This window comes from Geobacillus sp. PLS 41, assembly GCF_056494105.1.
Window position 1 is genome coordinate 2596416 of record NZ_CM151395.1, and the last position, 18905, is coordinate 2615320.

The 18905-nt window shown below is 52.3% G+C and carries 19 protein-coding genes and 3 pseudogenes; 6 read left to right on the forward strand and 16 right to left on the reverse strand.

Annotated features, from left to right (window positions below; genetic code table 11):
- Positions 1–834 precede the first annotated feature (834 nt).
- Positions 835–1326 (forward strand): PCYCGC motif-containing (lipo)protein, encoded by a 492-nt coding sequence (locus ACVX3G_RS13055; RefSeq protein ID WP_014195631.1) that lies wholly within the window; start codon positions 835–837, stop codon positions 1324–1326.
- Positions 1327–1489: 163 nt separating this feature from the next.
- Here ACVX3G_RS13055 and ACVX3G_RS13060 read toward each other — a convergent pair whose 3' ends face one another.
- The 5 genes from ACVX3G_RS13060 to ACVX3G_RS13080 all read right to left on the reverse strand — a co-directional run bounded on the left by ACVX3G_RS13060 (position 1490) and on the right by ACVX3G_RS13080 (position 5507).
- Positions 1490–2218, reverse strand: a complete 729-nt coding sequence (locus ACVX3G_RS13060; protein ID WP_014195630.1) for a 3'-5' exonuclease — start codon at positions 2216–2218, stop codon at positions 1490–1492.
- Positions 2211–3263, reverse strand: a complete 1053-nt coding sequence (locus tag ACVX3G_RS13065; RefSeq protein ID WP_021322064.1) for a DUF294 nucleotidyltransferase-like domain-containing protein — start codon at positions 3261–3263, stop codon at positions 2211–2213. Before ACVX3G_RS13065 ends, ACVX3G_RS13060 begins: the two co-directional genes overlap by 8 nt.
- Before the next feature lie 17 nt (positions 3264–3280).
- The gene (locus ACVX3G_RS13070) at positions 3281–4582 is read right to left on the reverse strand and encodes an ammonium transporter (protein WP_014195628.1); all 1302 of its coding nucleotides are present in this window, start codon (positions 4580–4582) and stop codon (positions 3281–3283) included.
- A 175-nt stretch (positions 4583–4757) separates the two neighbouring features.
- Complete coding sequence (locus tag ACVX3G_RS13075; protein ID WP_014195627.1) at positions 4758–5165, reverse strand: VWA-like domain-containing protein; 408 nt, start codon at positions 5163–5165, stop codon at positions 4758–4760.
- A 153-nt stretch (positions 5166–5318) separates the two neighbouring features.
- Entirely contained in the window at positions 5319–5507 is a 189-nt protein-coding gene (locus tag ACVX3G_RS13080; RefSeq protein WP_014195626.1) for a YozQ family protein, read from the reverse strand.
- A gap of 154 nt (positions 5508–5661) precedes the next feature.
- Here ACVX3G_RS13080 and ACVX3G_RS13085 point away from each other — a divergent pair, with 154 nt between their 5' ends.
- Positions 5662–5790 (forward strand): hypothetical protein, encoded by a 129-nt coding sequence (locus ACVX3G_RS13085; RefSeq protein ID WP_014195625.1) that lies wholly within the window; start codon positions 5662–5664, stop codon positions 5788–5790.
- A gap of 15 nt (positions 5791–5805) precedes the next feature.
- Positions 5806–6318, forward strand: a complete 513-nt coding sequence (locus tag ACVX3G_RS13090; protein ID WP_013145584.1) for a YndM family protein — start codon at positions 5806–5808, stop codon at positions 6316–6318.
- Positions 6319–6656: 338 nt separating this feature from the next.
- On the opposite strand, the gene ACVX3G_RS13095 is transcribed toward ACVX3G_RS13090, so the two are convergent.
- Both ACVX3G_RS13095 and ACVX3G_RS13100 read right to left on the reverse strand, forming a co-directional pair.
- On the reverse strand, positions 6657–7847 hold the full coding sequence (locus tag ACVX3G_RS13095; protein ID WP_014195623.1) for a toxic anion resistance protein: 1191 nt from the start codon (positions 7845–7847) through the stop codon (positions 6657–6659).
- A gap of 2 nt (positions 7848–7849) precedes the next feature.
- A complete protein-coding gene (locus ACVX3G_RS13100) occupies positions 7850–8494 on the reverse strand; it encodes a 5-bromo-4-chloroindolyl phosphate hydrolysis family protein (protein ID WP_014195622.1) in 645 nt (214 codons plus the stop codon).
- A 159-nt stretch (positions 8495–8653) separates the two neighbouring features.
- On the opposite strand from ACVX3G_RS13100, the gene ACVX3G_RS13105 reads away from it, so the two are divergent.
- Together ACVX3G_RS13105 and ACVX3G_RS13110 are read left to right on the forward strand one after the other, a co-directional pair.
- Complete coding sequence (locus ACVX3G_RS13105) at positions 8654–8782, forward strand: hypothetical protein (RefSeq protein ID WP_013145587.1); 129 nt, start codon at positions 8654–8656, stop codon at positions 8780–8782.
- 20 nt (positions 8783–8802) lie between these two features.
- On the forward strand, positions 8803–9465 hold the full coding sequence (locus ACVX3G_RS13110) for an SIMPL domain-containing protein (RefSeq protein ID WP_014195621.1): 663 nt from the start codon (positions 8803–8805) through the stop codon (positions 9463–9465).
- Here the strand turns inward: ACVX3G_RS13110 and ACVX3G_RS13115 are convergent.
- The 5 genes and pseudogenes from ACVX3G_RS13115 to ACVX3G_RS13135 form a co-directional block, all read right to left on the reverse strand.
- Positions 9455–10204 (reverse strand): zinc ribbon domain-containing protein, encoded by a 750-nt coding sequence (locus ACVX3G_RS13115; RefSeq protein ID WP_011230940.1) that lies wholly within the window; start codon positions 10202–10204, stop codon positions 9455–9457. The genes ACVX3G_RS13110 and ACVX3G_RS13115 overlap by 11 nt on opposite strands.
- Positions 10205–10338: 134 nt before the next feature.
- Positions 10339–10893, reverse strand: a pseudogene (locus tag ACVX3G_RS13120) (MFS transporter); the annotation flags it as partial.
- Positions 10894–11052: 159 nt separating this feature from the next.
- Positions 11053–12108, reverse strand: coding sequence for an RNA-guided endonuclease TnpB family protein (locus tag ACVX3G_RS13125; protein WP_014195619.1), 1056 nt, complete (start codon positions 12106–12108; stop codon positions 11053–11055).
- Positions 12109–12112: 4 nt separating this feature from the next.
- A pseudogene (tnpA, locus tag ACVX3G_RS13130) lies at positions 12113–12519 on the reverse strand (IS200/IS605 family transposase).
- Positions 12520–12663: 144 nt separating this feature from the next.
- Positions 12664–12906 (reverse strand): annotated as a pseudogene (locus ACVX3G_RS13135) (MFS transporter); the annotation flags it as partial.
- A gap of 271 nt (positions 12907–13177) precedes the next feature.
- Here ACVX3G_RS13135 and ACVX3G_RS13140 point away from each other — a divergent pair.
- On the forward strand, positions 13178–14314 hold the full coding sequence (locus ACVX3G_RS13140) for an IS110-like element ISGka2 family transposase (protein WP_014195317.1): 1137 nt from the start codon (positions 13178–13180) through the stop codon (positions 14312–14314).
- A gap of 445 nt (positions 14315–14759) precedes the next feature.
- Here ACVX3G_RS13140 and ACVX3G_RS13145 read toward each other — a convergent pair whose 3' ends face one another.
- The 4 genes from ACVX3G_RS13145 to ACVX3G_RS13160 all read right to left on the reverse strand — a co-directional run bounded on the left by ACVX3G_RS13145 (position 14760) and on the right by ACVX3G_RS13160 (position 18602).
- Complete coding sequence (locus tag ACVX3G_RS13145; RefSeq protein WP_011230938.1) at positions 14760–15494, reverse strand: CAP domain-containing protein; 735 nt, start codon at positions 15492–15494, stop codon at positions 14760–14762.
- Positions 15495–15960: 466 nt separating this feature from the next.
- Positions 15961–16185 (reverse strand): glycosyl hydrolase-related protein, encoded by a 225-nt coding sequence (locus tag ACVX3G_RS13150; RefSeq protein ID WP_013145591.1) that lies wholly within the window; start codon positions 16183–16185, stop codon positions 15961–15963.
- A 79-nt stretch (positions 16186–16264) separates the two neighbouring features.
- Positions 16265–17020, reverse strand: a complete 756-nt coding sequence (locus tag ACVX3G_RS13155) for an SIS domain-containing protein (RefSeq protein WP_014195616.1) — start codon at positions 17018–17020, stop codon at positions 16265–16267.
- A gap of 145 nt (positions 17021–17165) precedes the next feature.
- The gene (locus tag ACVX3G_RS13160; protein ID WP_014195615.1) at positions 17166–18602 is read right to left on the reverse strand and encodes an NAD-dependent malic enzyme; all 1437 of its coding nucleotides are present in this window, start codon (positions 18600–18602) and stop codon (positions 17166–17168) included.
- Between the last annotated feature and the right edge of the window lie 303 nt (positions 18603–18905).

The following is an 18905-nucleotide window of genomic DNA, read 5'->3' on the forward strand; positions in this document are numbered from 1 at the left end:
ATCAAAGAAGATGAACGCCTAGTGGCCGTTCTCCTTCATGGTTCGGTCCTTCCCCTTCTATCTAAGCTAGACGGGTACTATGACCTCTGCTGACTTCTGTCCGTTCAGCGTTGGATCGCTCCAACGGTTGCCAAGCGCACTTGGCTTCCCGGACAGACCTCCCCGGGTAAGAGTGCAGTCTTTCCTTCCATCCATCTGCTTCATTTACTCGGTATCACCTTCGGCAGAAAGGGCTTCGTTTTGTCGTGCAAACTCACCCAATGATACCCAGCCTCCTATGAAGTTCGTGTTCCTCAGACCGGAAGTTTGCCGCCCGCTTCCTTCAGATTCTGCGTCGCCGCAGACACCCTTGCGTTAAGCTAACTGCTACTTCTGCCTTCGCAGTTCGGGACTTTCACCCTATAGACTGCACCCATGCCGGGCGCACACGAAAGGCAGAAGCGGTCAGCTGCTTCTGCCTTTTCCCTCTTCCATCATTCCTGCCCTGTGGCTCGTCTCGACGCTAACTTCATTTCCCAAGGGCAAAAATATATAGATGCAATTTAAAGCTTTAACATTTTTCGTCTTTGCCGGTCATTGCATCCGACTGTCGAGTGACCGAACAACGCCGCTTCCAGACCCATGAATGGGTCTGTGAAGCGAGTCGTTGTTCGGTCTTCCGTCACGCTAAGGCGTGACGGAGGCAAGCCACACGCTTGCCTTCGACAGTCGAAAATGGGCAAACCACTTTTCTGTCAAGGATATGTTAAACTTCTTTGTTGCATCTATATAGTTGCTGCTTATCCATCGGTATGGTACATTCAAAATGCAAACCTCGCACGGAAAGGAAGAAAGATGGTGAAACGCTCTACCTTCATCACCGCATGTGTATTGTCATTCAGCGTTCTGCTCTCAAGCTGCACCGATGACGGCGTTCAGGAACAAAGCCACTCGCAGATGACGAAAACCGCCACCGGCGATATTCGGGAGACGACAAAATCGATCGAGCATTTGCCAAGCTTTTTGAGCGCGTTTGAAGAAGAGATGGCTGCCTTGTACCAACAGGCTGCTGAACACCGCGAGCTGCTTGAGAATATCCCTTGCTATTGCGGCTGCGGGCAATCAGCTGGCCATAAGAACAATTATGACTGCTTTGTCTATGAAAATAAAAAAGACGGCTCGGTCGTCTGGGATGATCATGCGACCAAATGCGGCGTCTGCCTCGACATCGCCGCTGAATCGATCGCCGCTTACGATCAAGGGAAATCGATCAAAGACATTCGGCATATGATCGATGAAAAATATAAAGAAGGCTACGCCGAACCGACGCCGACAAAGCCGCTCTAATACGAACGAAAAAAAGCGCCAAATCCGGCGCTTTTTTCATTGCAGCCAGTCCCCCGTTTGCCCCACCGAGCGCCCACTGCTTTTCGATCAACAGAAACAAGGCTGCTGAAACTGGATTTCGCTCCTCTCAAGGAGAGTTCACAAAGGCTTCGCACAGGCAACATCAACACCGGCTGAGCGCGGCGTACAAGTCATGCAATGTTTCGATGCCGCGCTGGCGGAATTCATCAAGCAAGATCGCCCATAGCTTCGCCATCGCTTCGACGTCGCCATCCGCCGTATGGCGGCGCGGGCAACGGATGCCATAACAAGCTAACGCATCGTCAAACGTCGGGCACGAATGGCCGATCAGCGTCATCATCGGCTGCAAGTCGACAAAACGTCCGCTCCATTTTTGCCGATAATGGCGCCAAAGGGCATGGCGCAAAAACGCCAAATCATGGCCGATATGATAGCCAATTAAGACGCCGGCGGCAATAAACGGCACAAACGTGCGCAGCGCCTCGGCAAGCGGCGGAGCGAACACCACATCCTTCGCCTCAATCCCGGTCAAGGCGGAAATATGTTCCGGAATCGGCTTTTCCGGCTTGACGAGCGTCATGTACGCATCCGTCACGACTCCTCCAACCGTTTTCGCTGCCGCCATGGCCAAAATTTCATCGCCTTGCTCCGGGGAAAAGCCGGTCGTTTCCATATCGATGATGACAAACGGGATGTCAGTCAAACGGTCATGCCAATCGATGATGTGCTGTTTTTCCTTTTGCAGCGAGCGAAGCCATGTTTCCTGTTGCAGCGAATGGTCATGCCCAAATAAGGCGGATGATGCCTCGCGCGGAACGCCGAGCGACAACAAGCGGAGCGCCCGTTGCCAAAACCGGTGCCGCTCATGCATGAATGTTAGCCACCCGCCGGGCGACAAAGCGCTGCAACCGTTTTGCGGTGCGCATCGCTTGTTTCAGCTGCTTTTGTTCCGTCCGCTCAAGCGCCCGCCATAACACATATTCACGTCCGTCCCCCGCCTCAGTGCTGTACTTAAGGCGAATCGAATAGTAAACAGAAAGCGCCTCGCAAACGGCGTCGGAAAGCGGCGCCGTCAATACGCCATTCGCTTCAAGCGCCCGCCGCCGCTCGGCTGTGCCCGCCGTCGGGACGTGCGCAAAACAGGCCAACCATTTCAGAGCGTTAGTGAGTTGCACGTAGCCGCTTTGTTTCATATGAACGGCCCCGCTGTACGGCCCCCATCGCTCCGTTTGCACGTTGCCCAGCCAACCGAGCGGAACCGGAGGAAATTGAACGTGCTCGCCCATGCGCGCCAACAGCGGCGGCCGTTTGGCCACCGCCGCAAACAGCGCCTTTCTTGCCTTCTCAGCCAATTCTGTTTCCCCATAAAGAGGCCGCATATCCATTGCAATCAACAAAAAACGAATGTCGTTCGGCCACCCGCTGTCTAAATAGGAAGAAAGTTGTTGCTCCCAACCGCGGACCGACTGCGCCCACCGCTTGTTCGTCGCCATCACGTAACCGGAGCAGTACGGATAGCCGGCCTCATGCAACATGTCCACCCCAACCGCCGCCATATGGCGGATGAATTCATAACAAGCCGCCTCCTCTTCCTCAGGACAGTCGAATAAAATGCCGTGGTCCTGGTCCGTCCAAATCGTCGGCTCACACCGGCCGATGCTTCCCATCACATACCAGCACCACGCCGGGGGACGAATGCCGACCGACCGTTTCATCGTCTCCCGCTCCGCAAGGAAGAACGCGCGGCGAAGGATGGCTTCATGCACACAAACGACGTCGCCTGCAAGCTGCTTCATTTGTTCAGGTGCTAGACAGCGCCGCAGTTCGCGCGCCAGTTCATCGTGGCAAAAACGAAGTTCGGCGGCCGACTCGGCTCGGTTTAGCCGCTCGACCACCTTTGCCGCCAACGATTCCATCACCTTTCCCCTCCTGGCTACTGCTGGGCGAGGGTCTTGGGCTGATACGTCGGATCGAGCTGTTCCGGATAGCCATAAGAACCGTGCTCGCTAATATCAAGACCTGAAATTTCTTGTTCCGCCGTGACACGCAGCCCGATCGTTTTCTTCAGGGCATATAAGATGACAAACGAAACAGCAGCGACATACACCGCAGCGCCGAGCACCCCGACCGTTTGCACAATCAGCTGATCAAATCCGCCGCCGTAAAACAGTCCAGCCTTCCCGATGCCCGTGATCTCGACTAAACGCGGCGAGGCGAAAAACCCGGTTGAAATCGTGCCAATAATGCCAGCGACACCATGGACGGAAAAAGCATAAATCGGATCGTCAATCCCTTTGCGTTCAAAGTAGATGGATGTCCAGAACGTAAACGACCCCGCCACTGCACCGATCACAACCGCCGCCCACGGTTCGACGAACGCGCACGCGGCGGTAATGGCAACCAAAGCCGCGAGCACGCCGTTGACCATCGCTGGAATGTCCGCTTTGCCGACCAAAATTTTCGCCGTCACAATCGCGGCGATCGCTCCCGCCGCGGCGGCCAAATTCGTCGTCAGCGCGACATAGCCGAAAAATCCGTCGCCAACCGCCATCGTGCTGCCAGCGTTAAAGCCGAACCAGCCGATCCATAAAATCAATCCGCCAATGACCGTATATACTTGGTTATGCCCAGGAATGACGTTTGGAGTCTTATCTTTATTGAACTTGCCGATGCGCGGCCCAAGCAAAATTGTAGCCACGAGTGCCGCAATCGCTCCTTGCAAGTGAACAACGGTCGAACCGGCGAAATCTTGCATTCCCATTTTTCCAAGCCAGCCGCCGCCCCACACCCAATGGCCGATCACCGGGTAAATGGCGATCGTAAAAATCGTGCCGAAAAGAAAATAAACAGACAGTTTCGCCCGCTCAGCGAAGCCGCCCCAAGCGATGGCCAGCGACACGCCGGCAAAGCCGAGCTGGAATAAAAATTTGAGCTCGAGCGGCACATTCGCCCACGACAACGAGTCAAACGTTCCTTTTCCTTCTTTTAAAAACCATCCTTCCGTCCCGATGAAGCTATTCCCAGCCCCAAACGTAATCGCAAAGCCGAACGCCCAAAACGCCAATGAGGCGATGGCAAAGCTTAAAATTTGTTTGCCAGCCACATGCCCGGAGTTTTTCATGCGCGTTGATCCGGCCTCAAGCAAAGCAAACCCTGCCTGCATGCCGATGACGAGCACCGCCGAAAGCATGACCCAGAGTGCATCCAGCCCAAGCGTCAACGTTTTTTCATCCATTTTACGCATCCCCCTTTTGTCATTTATCATCCCTTTTATATGTCATAATATATAACATAAACCAACCAAAAGCAACGCGTGTTTTTGGTTGCAATCGGTTTCAAACACAAAAAGTTTGTTAAATTTCTTAACAAAAAAAGAATGCCCCTCATCACGAGGGGCATTCCTCACAGTGTTACGCCACACGAATGGGCTTGCCAAACGGCACGCGCGGCATATAATCGTCCGGCACAAGCCAAAACACTTCATAGTCGACTTCGAGTTCTTCATAAAAATAGCCGGTTACATCGGTGATGTAAAACAACGTATCGATTTTTTGCGCAGCGGCCCATTCCAACACTTCGGTGTACGACGATTTCCCGTGCTTGAAATATTTAATCGTCGCCACGCCAACCGGAGAGACATCGCGAATTTTAAAATCCGCTTGGACGAGCAGCGTATCCGGACGCAGCTTTTCAAACAGCTTCACAATGTTTTGAATGAGCATTGGCCGCTCCGGACGGTTTGATGTGTCGATCGCCAACGCGATGGAATGGTCTTTCCGCTCTTTGAGCAACGCCAATAAAGCCCGCTGCCATCTCACGATGATCATCCCCCTTATATCGGTGAATCGCCGTGCGCACTACTAGTATAGACGACGATGGGGGAAAGTACGAACTGTTTTTCTTTCCTTTTTCCCCTCCCGTTTCACAAACATAAACCAAAACGCCAAGGAACAGCTCCTTGACGTTTCTTACTACTGCGAAAGGGGGATGTTCGAACCATTTTCTTGATTCACTGCCGCCTCAATCGTTCCTTCTGCATACACATCGCTTACCTGTTCGCGCGTCTCAGAGAGCGCCTCATACACAAACGACTCGTCCCCGCCATCTGCCGGATCGTATTGCTGCCCCGCAATCGCAACGGGCCGTTTCTTTTTCGTCATCCACCATTCCTCCTACATGAATGCTGTTTCGTGATTAGTGTGAAAACAAGAGCGAAAAATGAACAGAGGAAGTTTATGGATGATGAATGCATATAGAAAGGCAAACGTGGCAAACTAACGAATAAACAACGATCAAGAGAGGATGATAGCCCCGATGAGAAAGCCAACACGAAACGACAGCGTTGAACAGCAACAAAAAAAGCAGCAACCGGACAAAGACAGGGAAAAACAGCCGGGATGCGGCGATAAAAAACTAGAAGGTCCAAACCATCCAGCAGAATAAAGGCGGCGAATCCCAATGAGACATTTGCTTGCGTTAGTGCTGAAATATTTGCTGACCGCCACGGTGATGTTTGCCATTTTACCGCTGTTTTTGCGCATTTCATCGGCAGAGATTTTATGGTTCAGCCTTTGGCTGACGCTTGTCGCCTATGCGCTCGGCGACTTGTACGTTCTGCGGCGCCTTGGCAACGTCTCAGCGACGATTGCCGACTTTGGACTTGTGTTTGTGGCGGTATGGATCGGCATCGGTGCGTTTTATGACATCGCCGGCGCCGCCATATTAAACGCGGCGTTTTTCTCTGCTCTGCTTACAGCGTTCGGAGAATTGCTGTTTCACGCCTATGTGCTGCGATTTGTCACTGTCGAGCACGGTGAAAAAGACGCCCCGCTCATCGGCCGCCAATGGCAAACGGAGGCGGCAGAAGAGTTTGATGTCCGCGCCGCCCGCCCGGACGGCAACGATCGTGAACGAGCGGAACAAGAGGATGAACAGCATCATCAAGAGCCTCCCCATCCCCCCATCCTATGAAGGAGGAACAAATGTTGGCGGCTGCAGTCTGAGACGCCAGCCGCTTCTCCTTCCTTCCAAACAGGGCTTCAACGTGAATGACTCCACCTTTGTTTGGAACATTCAATGGCTGCATCTCCACTTCGTTTTGGGTTGCGCCCTGTACAAAAGGGAAGTGGGGGAGCTTCAATTGGGAAATCATAACACAGATGGCGAACGAAAAAACGGGTGTCTTCTCGTTCGCTAGACACCCGTTTCGCATGAGGATCTTTGGTTTTTCGGCGCTTTCTTCTACAGCCATGGGCGGATCCATCGGACGTTTGGCCGCAAGCCGAAACAGGACGATCTCCTATCCGCCCTTATTGCTCCGGTCGCTTCAGCGCAAGCAGCGTCTGTTTCAATTCCGCTTCCATCGCCGCCAGCTCGCGTTCGGCCTGCTGCCGTTTTAAGCGGCCTTCCGCTTGGATTTTCAACGTTTCTTCGAGCGTAGCGATCAAATTTTCTTGTGTTCGCTTCAACGTTTCGATATCAACCAAGCCACGCTCGTTTTCCTTGGCGATTTCGATGCTGTTTGTTTTTAACATCTCCGAATTGCGCAATAACAGCTCATTCGTCGTTTCGGCGACCTGCTTTTGCGCCGCAGCCGCCCTTTGCTGCCGAAACAGCGTCAAGGCAATCACGACTTGATTTTTCCAAAGGGGGATGGCATGCAAAATCGACGATTGAATCCGCTCGACAAGCGTTTCGTTCATATGCTGAATCATGCGGATTTGCGGTGCCGTTTGAATCGTCACTTGCCGGCTGAGCTTTAGGTCATGCACCCGCTTCTCAAGCCGCTCGGCAAACTGCCGCAAATCCTGTACATCCTGCCATGCCATTTGGTCGCCGGAGCGCTCCGCTTCCGCTTGCTTTTCTGGAATCGTCTTCGTCCGCAGCTCTTCGAGTTTGTATTCCGCTGCCGCAATATAAATATTGAGCGCTTCAAAATAGTCTTTGTTTTTTTCATAGAGCGTCTCAAGCATCATGATGTCGCGAAGCAACAAATGCCGGTGCTTCTCAAGCCGATCAGCGATTTTGTCAATTTCAACGCCGATTTTTTGGTATTTCGCCACCATCTCTTGCAGCGGCTTGGCCACTGCGCCGAACAAGCGGGACAGCCACCCTTTTTTCGCCGGCATTAGGTCATCGGGGTTGACCTCCTTAATTTTGGCCATCAGTTCGCTGATCACTTCGCCGACCGGCCCAGCGTCTTTCGTTTGCACATGATGCAAAATCGCATGAGAAAACTTCGACAGCTCGGCTTGCGCCGCCACACCGTATTGCAAGACGGCCTGATGGTTGGCCGGGTCGATTTGTTTGGCGAGCGCAAGCGCTTTTTCCCGATGCTCAGGCTTCAACGCATCAAGCGCGCGCGCCGGCTTTTCTTCCTCCTTGAGCCGCGATTCGGCCGGCGAAGAAAACGGCTTTGCAAGCAGCTCATCAAGGGAACTTGTCCGTTCCAGCCCTTGCAGCCAATCCGTCGATTCCATCCCGTGATTCCGTTCGTCCATCGTCATTCTCCTTTCTTTGACAGCGGCAGACGAAGCCCATCCGATTGTCGGAGCGATCGCTCGAGCCATTTCGCTTCCGTTTGCAGCGACCAGATGTCGTTCGATAACACCTCAAGCAACTGCCGTTCAGCCGCTGAAGTCAGCTCGTCAAGCACTCTTTCCGTCTCCTGCAACGCTTTTGCCATATCGGCGCTTTGCACCGGCTGCTGCGCCAAATAAACGTATTTCTCCACCATCTCCACCGCCGTCGGCCATTCGTTTAAGAAAAATGGCTGGGCGAGGCGCAGTTGATGTGGTTGTTGCTCGATGGCGCGAATGATTCGATCGACGATGGCACTCAACCGGGAAACCGTTTGCCACATCACCACAGAACGAAGCCGATAGCGAGCGCGACGCAGCCGCTTCCATAACGCGCGCGCTTCGCCAAGCTGGCTGCGAACGTAGACAAGCTCCTCAGCGGACACATCAGCCGGCAGGCGATGATGCCGCCTTTTCATGATGGCGGACACCCCCCACATCGCCCCCATTCCGGATAAAATCGAAGGCCAAAAGCGAAAATCAGCAGTGATGAATACGATCACCGCGACGATGACCCCTGCGTTCCATGAGACAAACCAACGCCATATCGTACGAAGCAGCTGCTTCATTGTCCCTCTCCTTCTTTATCTTTTCTTTCATTATAGCATGTCCATTCCATGATACGTACAAGCGCCCAAAGAAGTTTCATCGCCAACTGGACGGCGCGCATAGGACAATGGCCGTTTCGAATAGGCTATAGTAACAGGGCCATCGAAAGGGGAATCGGGATGAAAGCGATCAATTGGCAGCTTGTCTCCTTTGTCGCGATCTCGCTGTTGAAAGAATATTGGTGCTATGCCGGACTGCCGCGCGTCTACTATTGGCAGGCGGCGGATGATGACAAAAAAACTGCCTAACAGCAGAAGGAGGGAACACGATGCAGCCTTGGCACCGCCCCACACCGCCAACCGCCTCCCGCGCCGCACTGACCGTCACCGGCCAAGGGACAGTCATCGCCAAGCCAGACACCGTCCTCATTGCGCTCGGGGTGCGCACCGAACACGTCCATATTCAAGAAGCGCTTGCTGACAACGCGAAACGCACCGACGCAGTCATTGGAGCACTCAAGGCGCTTGGCGTGCAAACAGAAGATTTGGAGACGACGGCGTTTTCCATCTATCCCCAATACGAACATCACAATGGAGCCGACGTATTATCCAGCTATGGAGTCGAACATTGGCTTGAAATCACCGTCCGCGACCCTAAAAAAGCCGGCGCCATTTACGAGGCGGCCGTTGCCCATGGAGCAAACCTCGCCCGCGGCTTGGAATTCCGTCTAGCAAACGAACAAGCCTATTACCAGCAGGCATTGGCGTTGGCCGTGAAAAACGCCAAAGAAAAAGCGCTGGCCATCGCCCGCGCTCTCAGCTTGCCTCTTTATGACACGCCGATTGAACTGAAAGAACAGTCATCGATCCGGCCGACGCCATACGGTCCGGCTGTTCTCAGCGTTCCCTCATCAGCGCCGCCTGTGCAGACGCAAGATGTTGTCATTACCGCCGTCGTGGAAGCGGTATTTGCTTATTCGTTCATTTCGTGATGTCGACTTCATGGACACGAGCGCCGCCAAACAGCTCGACGCGGGTGGTTTTCTTTTTCCCGTTCGAATGGACGATGGTCACAGCGTATGCGCCCGGCAAATACGGGCCGATTTTTTTGACAAATGGGTCTTTCGTCGCCTCCTCTTCCGTTTTCACCCCATTGACGACAAGCGACGCCTCCGGATCATCGACGCGCACATGGAGAAAATAGAGGGCTGGCTCAAACACATACCGGTCCTCAAACACATGAATCGTAAACACCGGCGGGTAAGATGTCAATCCTTTAATATACACGTGGCCGCTCTTGCGCTGGCGGGCAAACTCCCGATCTAGCTGTTTATACGCTTCTGGGTGCCGTTCCACATACGCGAACAACGGCGCCAACGTTTTCTCGTTGATCGGCACGCTTTCCTCCGTCACCCGCAGCATCGCCTGCAAAGCGGCCACATCGCGGTCTTCGATCGCATCTTTTAAACGCATAATGGCCATTTCTCGGCTCGCGGCCGTCTTCAACGCCCCATACCCGCTCCAAAGAAGCGTGCTCGCCCCCCACAGAACGACGATGGCGACAAGCAGCCAGCCGATGAGACGGTATTGCTTTTTTCTCCTCTTTTCCCGAGACAAAACGCGCGCCTGCTGCCTCTTTTCGCTGCGCGCCAACGCCGCGGCGCCGTTCTGACCGCCGCGGCTTCCCGTTTCCCCCTCAATGGCATCCGGTTCGAACACGCGCGGTTTCATGAGCGCTTCCCCTCTCCTTCTCGCTGCCTAGTTCCACTTTATGTCAGAGACAGGGAATATATGTTACACGAACAACGGTGCGCTTTTTATTATACCCGCCTGAGCGAAAAACGGATAGCCGTTTGCACCGCCCATTATCGCGAAAACGAAGCGTTCGGTTGCTCCATTCGCCGCCCGACTTGTTGAAACATCCAGGCGTATAAGGCCGCGCTTCCTAGCGCCAGCATCCCAAGGACAACAAACGTCCATGCATAGCCGATCCATTCCGCCGCGGCGAGCGACAGCGGCGCCAACATCCGCCCAATCGTAAAACGGAGACTGGCGGCGGCAAAATATTGGCCGCGCATCGCCTCCGGAGCCAAGCGGGAAATGAACGACTGCTGCAAGCCAGCTGTCATCAACTCAGCCAGCGTAAACAGCGCCATGACCGCGATCAATCCGAGCAGCGAAGACGTTTGACTAAACAGCCACATCGAGATGCCGTATAAGACGGATGAACCGACAAACGCCTGCCGCTCCGAGTAGCGAGACATCCAACGCGTCACAGCCACCGTGCATAGTGCGACCAACAGACCGTTTTCGGCAATGAGCCAACTAAAGGCGCTCGCGCCGTCAATCGTCCATCCTGCCAATGTTTCGGCTTCGACCGTTTCTTTTGTATATACCGGGATCAGCAAGTCAAGCTGTTTGACACTCCGCACGGCTAAAGCCGTGGGATTCTTGGGTCATTCGCGTCCTCATCCATTTCTGGTTCGGACCACGCCCAAGATCAGGGGTGTGTCATCACCCCGTCCCATCGGGTTAGAATGTACCCCGATGGGCGGCGCACCTGTGACCAGTGCGCTAGGTTAGGCGGCGAAGCCCGAAATTGCTTTGGCGATGTTGATGGCGCCATTTAAGTCGGCGTGGAGGGTGTATCCGCATTTTTTACACTGAAAGTGGATGCCATTGCGATTTCCCTTTTCCCGATGTCCACATTTACACGTTTGGCTCGTGTAGGTCGGCTTCACCCACTCCACCCGAATACCCGCCATTTCCGCTTTATAGGCAATCATCATTTGCAGTTGATGAAACGCCCAAGAGTGAAGGCTTCGTCCTGCTTCTTTGGCCGATGTTGCCCGTTTCCGAATGCCCGTCAACTCTTCCATTCGAATCACGCCAACACCGTTGGCGAGCGCAAAATTCACGATTTGACGGCTGATTTTGTGATTTTGATCCTTCATCCAGCGGGACTCTTTACGGCCGATTTTGCGAATCATATGGAGCTTCTTGGCTTTTCCTAATCTCCTTCGCAAAGCCGCATATCGTCGGCGTACAAAGGCGCATTGGTTCCCTTTGAAAAACCACGATTTCGTTCCCACGCTGGCAACAGCGAGATAGCGAAGTCCAAGGTCAACCCCCATCACCTTTGTTTCGTGTCGCGGCTTGACTTCAAAGGTGATCGCGATCGCCAAGCACCATTTCTTTCTCTTTTTGTAGAGCTTGGCCGCCCCTTGTTTGGCGGTTCCGTTCAACAATCGATTCAGCCATGCTTCTTGATAGGGACGCGTGACCACCGGCACACCGACTCGCTTCTCTAATGTTGGGAATGAAACGGTGTAGAACTCTCCTTTCTTTTCCACCTTCACGTTTTGATTGTTAAAGCAACACCATAATGTTCGAAACCTCTTTGTTTTCTGGTTTTTCTTTTGGGACTTCACTTCTCGAATCGTTTGATTCACGACGGCGGAAGGAAATCGTTGTGACGAAAACGCTTTAAAAATTTTACTCGTCGCTTGATTCAGTTCTGGATGATCCAACAGCCAATTCGCAAACTCTGTGTTCACTTCTGTCATCCGTTCATACATTTCCTGTTTGACTTTCGTTGGGTTGTGCAGTTCCAGCCTTAGCGTGATCGTCGGCATGGATTCACCCCCTTTTCTTTTGAGATTCCACATAGCGTTTGATGATTTCACTTGATCCATTCCCTGCTGTACTCACGAAGAAAGAGCGTGTCCAAAGACTTGGCAGATGAGACAAGTGTTGAAATTCTTCCCTTCATCGTCGGGAAGTCACTCCTTTCACTTTTGTCATCATATCTGATGGAGAATCAGAAGGGAGGCCATTCAAGAACAAATGACAATGATCAGGCATCACTTCCATAGCAAGAAAGCAAGAATAATCCAATCATTCTCTTGGCAAATTTCTTCTACTAACTGCCTGAATCGCTCTTCCACTTTGTTCACTAACACTTTTCTTCGATAACGCGGGCAAAAAACAAAATGGTAGTTAATTAAAGATACAGTTGTTTTCGTTCTTCGATATTTTTGTTCCATATTATTAATTGTATCAGTTTAATGGTCATACTCAAACAATTAAAGATAAAAAATGGTTGCTCTAAGCAATCCCATGAAGAGATTACCGAGCAACGCCGTCTTTCATCCCACGATTCAAACCGTGGGCTTTCAGACGGCATTTTCTGTAAAACTAAGAAATCCAACAAACGGCGACGACCACCACGGGGAGCTGGCCAAGGCGAAAACGAAAAACGCCGCCCCCTGTCCGTAGGCGGATAACACCATCATCCGCTTGCGTCCGAATACATCAGCACAATAGCCGCCCATTAAATTGGTGATGACCGAGAACAACTGCGAAACAATCAACAACAACCCCGCTGTCTCTTTGCCAAAGGCATCGGCAAAATAAATCGATATAAACGGAAAAGTTCCATGAGCAATTTTTGCTCTCCACCCGGGCATGAAAATCCCCCTTTTCTTCCCATAATGAAGAATAGGCGCAAACAGTTCAACAGGACGTTATGCTTAATGGTGGCTTAGACCCTGTACGGAAAAGTGTTTGAATCCACTGGGTGCACCACCCATTGTCCGCCCTTTCCTGTGATAGAGGAAAGGTGACGACGAACGGAAAACTGCCGCATTTCTCCCGTGGATTCGCTGTTTGCGCACTCGATCATCGAAAAGGAGGATTTTCATCATGGATGTCATCTATCCTCGCTGCGCAGGATTGGATGTTCATGCCGAAACCATCGTCGCCTGCGCGCTATGGGAAGAAGATGGACACATTCAAAAGGACATTCAAACCTTCTCCACGTTCTCGAAGGGACTTGGCGACCTGCTTGAGTGGCTCGAAGAACATGGCGTTACTCATGTCGCCATGGAATCCACCGGCGTGTATTGGAAACCGGTCTTCGCCTTCCTCGAGGGCTATGTCGACTTGACACTGGCCAATCCGCAGCGGATCAAAAATGTCCCGGGAAGAAAAACCGATGTCTCTGACGCCGAGTGGATCGCCAAGCTGCTCCGCCATGGACTCGTTGAAAAAAGTTTCGTCCCCCCAGCGGATATTCGCGAATTGCGGGATTTTACCCGCCTCCGCAAAAAGTGGGTCGGACAGCTGACTTCGGAGAAAAACCGGATTCAAAAAGTGCTCGAGTCTTCCAATGTCAAACTCGGCTCGGTCCTCTCCGATCTCTTCGGCGTTTCCGGAAAAGACATCCTCGCCCGGCTGCTTGAGAAGGGATACGTGGACAAGGACGAGTTGGATCAATGCCTGCGCGGAAGGCTCAAAAAGAAAAAGCAAGCGGTGTACGATTCGCTGCTCGGCACCTTGACCGAACACGAGCTCCGTCTCCTTCGCCTCTTGTGGAAACACGTTGAGGAATTGGAGCAGTTAATCGAAGAAGTCGACCAGCACATCGACCGCCTGCTCGAGCCGTATCGCGAGGAAGTGAACCTGCTGATGACCATGCCCGGAGTGAAAAAACAAACCGCCGCCGTCATCATAGCCGAGATGGGAACCGACATGAGCGTCTTTGAAACGCCGGAACGGGCGGCTTCATGGACTGGATTGTCCCCCGGCAACCATGAAAGCGCCGGAAAGCGAAAGAGCACGCGCACGACAAAAGGCAATCCCCATCTCCGATCGGCGTTATGCGAGGCGGCATGGTCAGCAGCTCGATCCAAGACGCATCCCTTGTCCCGAAAGTTTTGGTCGTTGGCGGCCCGGTGCGGGAAGAAAAAAGCCCTCATCGCCATTGCTCGGCGGATGTTGGTGATCATCTTTTGCATGATCTCCCGCAAAGAGCCGTTCCGCCAACCACAACTTATTTAGTCTAGCCAAAAGGCAGACAGGTTATACGAGATGCCTAAAATCGGGCACCTCTGCTTTCCTATTGCCTTTTTTGGCCATTTTCAGTATACCCTCACGGATCAGGAGCGTATACCGCACTCACCAAGTGGTGGGGATTTTCACGGAAAAAACATCCAAAAGGTCGTATTCATGAGCGCCTCGCCAAACAGGCGCACTTTTAGGTTGCGGTCCCAATCGCGTATTCGCATCCGCTGTCCCCCTAATCTTTCGTCTTTCGAATTTCTTTGGAAATTATATCATATTTTTATAGGGGATCGGAGAAATATTTTTCAAATAAAAAAGGGCTGACCCAAAAGGGTGTTTTTCCTTAAACCAAACACAACATATTGTTTCATGCCTATATACATAATAAAAAAAAGTGTCCCGATCCTTTTGGGACACCCTCGACTTGCATTTCTTTTGTCTCTTACTTGCGGATGAATTGCTGCGTCCAAATATATCCATTTTCTTCAAAACCAACGCCGATGTGCGTAAAGTTTTTGTTCAAAATGTTCGCGCGGTGGCCTTCACTGTTCATCCACGCATTGACGACTTCCTGTGGTGTGCGTTGGCCTTTGGCGATGTTTTCCCCGGCAGCCGTGTACGAGATGCCGAATTTTTTCATCATCTCAAATGGAGAACCGTACGTCGGGCTGTTGTGCGAGAAGTAGTGGTTCACGGCCATATCGCGCGATTTTTCGCGTGCGACTTTGCTGAGGGCCAAGTCAACTTGAAGCGGCGGCAAGCCGTATTTTGCCCGCTCTTTATTCGTCAGTTCAACGACTTGTTGCTCATAGGCGTTTAAGCCAGTTGCTTTTTGCGGTGCTGCTGTTGGGGCCGTCGCTGGCGTTTTCGCCGGTGCTGGCGTATTCGCAGCCGGTTTCGTCGCTGGCTGTTTGACCGTTGCCGGCGCCTGCGGTTTTGTCGTTGGCTGTTTTGCCGCCGGTTGTTGTGTTGCCGGTTTTACGGGTTGGAACGACACGAACGGGAAGTATTGTTGCAGCCATTTCTCAAAATCTTGAACGTTTGTGCTGACATATTTTACTTGATACGCATTCGCTGTCGGACACGTCGTCCCAGCTGCTTCCGTTTTCGTTGCCGCGAACGAAGCGCCGGCGAGTGCGACCGAAGCTGCGATTGTTGCTACCATTTTTTTCTTCATCGGAATTCCTCCTTGTATCCTCTATTTGAAAGTTTCAGAGATATTGCGTCCGTCAGTCATGCCTACACGATGAGATTCGAAGAGGAACGGTTTCGTTGTTCCCTTGCCTTCGCCCTCATTATAACACGGGTTTTTTGTAATATTTTTGGGCTAAAATGGAAAAAACGCAGGCTGGCAACACCTGGAAAAACAAGCGCTTGTTTTCATTGCCAGTTGGCTGCCCATCACGGCAGTTGCAACGATTGGAAGCGGCATCCTTTCACTAACTGCCCTTCCTTTTTCCCCTCTATTATTCTAGCCACCCACATTTTTCTAGGAAAAAGGGAGTTGACAGCCTCTTTTTTGGACCATTTCGTTTAACAATTGTTACAGCTGTGTTACAAAACAGGGGAGATATTCACATTCTTGTTTTAAAAAAGAAGCTGGTGGCGATCAGCCCCAGCTTCTGTCATGATCTTTTTCGTTCCTAGTCGACAACGAGCACCGTTTGCACTTCATTCGGCTTCACCTCGACGGCAAACGTCCCGCATTCGTCCGCCGCGAGCGAGTCAAGCGGCTCCTCGTTGAGATTCGCGCGAAAAACGCCCGAAAACGGCTTGTTCCATTGGAACGCCGCCGTCGTTATCGTTGGCGTTGAATTGTAAAAGAGGAGCTTATCGGCATACAGCCGCACCCGTTCGTCAAAGCGCATCGATCTCCATCCCCCACCGTCTCATCGTTTGCTACTATTTTAGCAAGAACGGATGGCGGTTGGCTATAGAGCGCCTCTTCTATTGCGATAGTTGATGCCCCTTAACCAACACCGGAATGCGTTCTTTATATTTCTCCACCCATCGGCGGTTATGTTCGTCCGCCCCCTCAATGTTGCCGCTTAAAAAGATCGGCGGTTCTATTCCATTTTCCGCCATGAGGACAATCGCCTCGGCGAAAACGGCGTTTAAAATCGCGCTGCCGATCACGGTCGAAGTAGGGGCAAATGGAACGGAAACATTCGGATGAGCTAAAATCGCGTCTCCTCTCACACAATGATTGTCAATCACCAAGTCCACCACTTCATACAATAACCGACCGCTCTTATGCCGCGACGGTTGACTCTTCGAATATTCCAAAGATGTAATCGCGATCGTGTACGCCCCTTTCTCCTTTGCTGCCAACGCCACATCAATCGGAACAGGATTGCGCCCCGATGTGGACAAAACAAAAAACACATCTTCAGGACGGATATCCTCATGATTGATAAAATTTTGTGCCAAATCATTCATTCTCTCCAACATGGACGACCGCACCGCCCCTTCGTGAAGCATCAGCGGCTCGACAAAGATCGGTTTCACCGGAACAAGCCCTCCCGCCCGGTAAAACACTTCCTCTGTCAAAATATGGGAGTGGCCGCATCCGAATAACTGAACGATTCCGCCGTTTTGAATCGCTTCGCTTACCATATGGGCGGCCTTTTTTAGATTGTCCTTTTCATGGCTTAAAACGAGTTCCAGATGTTCATTGATTTTTTGGAAATATTGATTGATCATCGGCCATTCGCCCCTTAAGCGCTTGATTTCCTATCCCTAAACTAGATTTAGCCCGCCGCAGCCACAGTTAGACCCGCTCCTGCAGCCAAAAAAACGGCTTCCCCTATAAAGGAAGCCGTCCGTCGGTTCCATCGCATTCCTTGCTTTACTGCCCTGTATATCCGCCAACCGGGATATTGTCCTTCCGCGCCACCCCAGTGCGGTAAGCGGCTTCGATGACCGCTTGTCTGACGCGTTCAACGACTTTGCTGTTGAAGACGCTCGGGATGATGTATGTTTCGTTCAATTCATCCTCCGTCACGACAGAGGCAATCGCCTTCGCAGCGGCAAGCTTCATTTCCTCGTTAATTTCTCTCGCCCGGCAGTCGAGCGCCCCGCGGAAAATGCCCGGGAAGCAAAGGACGTTGTTAATTTGGTTCGGATAATCAGAACGTCCGGTCGCCATAACGCGCACGTACGGTTCGGCCAGCTCCGGATCAATTTCCGGAATCGGGTTGGCCATCGCAAACACGATCGGGTCGCGCGCCATTTTTTTCACATCTTCCACTTTTAAAATGCCGGGAGCTGAGACGCCAATAAACACATCTGCGCCGGCGATGACATCGGACAAGCTTCCTTTCAGATTATCCGGGTTCGTGATTTGCGCATATTCTTGCCAATACGGATTTTCATACGTTTCATCGCGATGGATGGCGCCGTGGCGGTCGACCCCGATAATGTTGCGTACGCCGGCCGCAAGCAAAATTTTCGTGCAGGCGATGCCAGCGGCGCCAATGCCGGTGAGAACCACTTTAATGTCCTCGAGCTTTTTGTCGACGATTTTCAACGCATTAAGCAACCCGGCCAAGAGCACGACCGCCGTGCCGTGTTGGTCGTCATGGAACACCGGGATGTCAAGCTCTTCCTTCAACCGCTTTTCAATCTCAAAGCAGCGCGGAGCGGAAATGTCTTCGAGATTAATGCCGCCAAACGCCGGGGCGATCGCTTTCACAATTTGAATGATTTCTTCCGTGTCTTTCGTATCCAAACAAATCGGGAACGCGTCCACTCCGGCAAATTCCTTAAACAGCATCGCTTTCCCTTCCATGACCGGCATCGCCGCATACGGGCCGATGTCGCCAAGCCCGAGCACCGCCGTGCCATCCGAGACAACGGCGACCGTATTCCGTTTAATCGTCAGCGAATACGCCTTGCGCGGATCCTCAGCGATGGCCGTGCAGACGCGCGCCACGCCCGGCGTGTACACCCGCGACAAGTCGTCGCGCGTTTTCACTGGGATTTTTGAATTTGTTTCAATTTTCCCCCCGATGTGCATCAAAAACGTGCGGTCGGAAACGTTGATGATTTTGACACCGCGAATTTTTTTCAGCGCCTCAATGATCAAATCGCACTGCTTCGTGTCGAGGGCGCTGACGGTGATGTCGCGCACCGTGTGAACTTTGCTTGATGAAATGACGTCAATTCCGACAATGTCCCCGCCCGCTTTGCCAATCGCGGCGGCGATATCGCTGAATGAGACGATATCTTTTTCGAACTGGAGACGAATCGTAATGTTCATCGCTGCCCCGCCTGGTAATGCCATAGATAACCGCCTTCCTTTTCTCTATTTCATGGTAAGACACTCTATGGTACAAATGTTATCTCATGAATGGGAAAAAGACAACCCTTATCCTCCATCAACCTCTTTGCCGCGGCCGCTTCTTGCTTACCGCCGCATTGCGTTTAGGCTTGGGGCTATGCGGTCCATTTTCGAATTCGCCACCGGTGCGGCCGTCCCATTCGGCATCTATTGGGCAATCAAAGCACGGAACAAAACGGAGGTCGCCAAGCAACCATCTGTCCTGCCGCCCCACACGGTTGGTCCGAACGGCAAACGGTCGGCGAC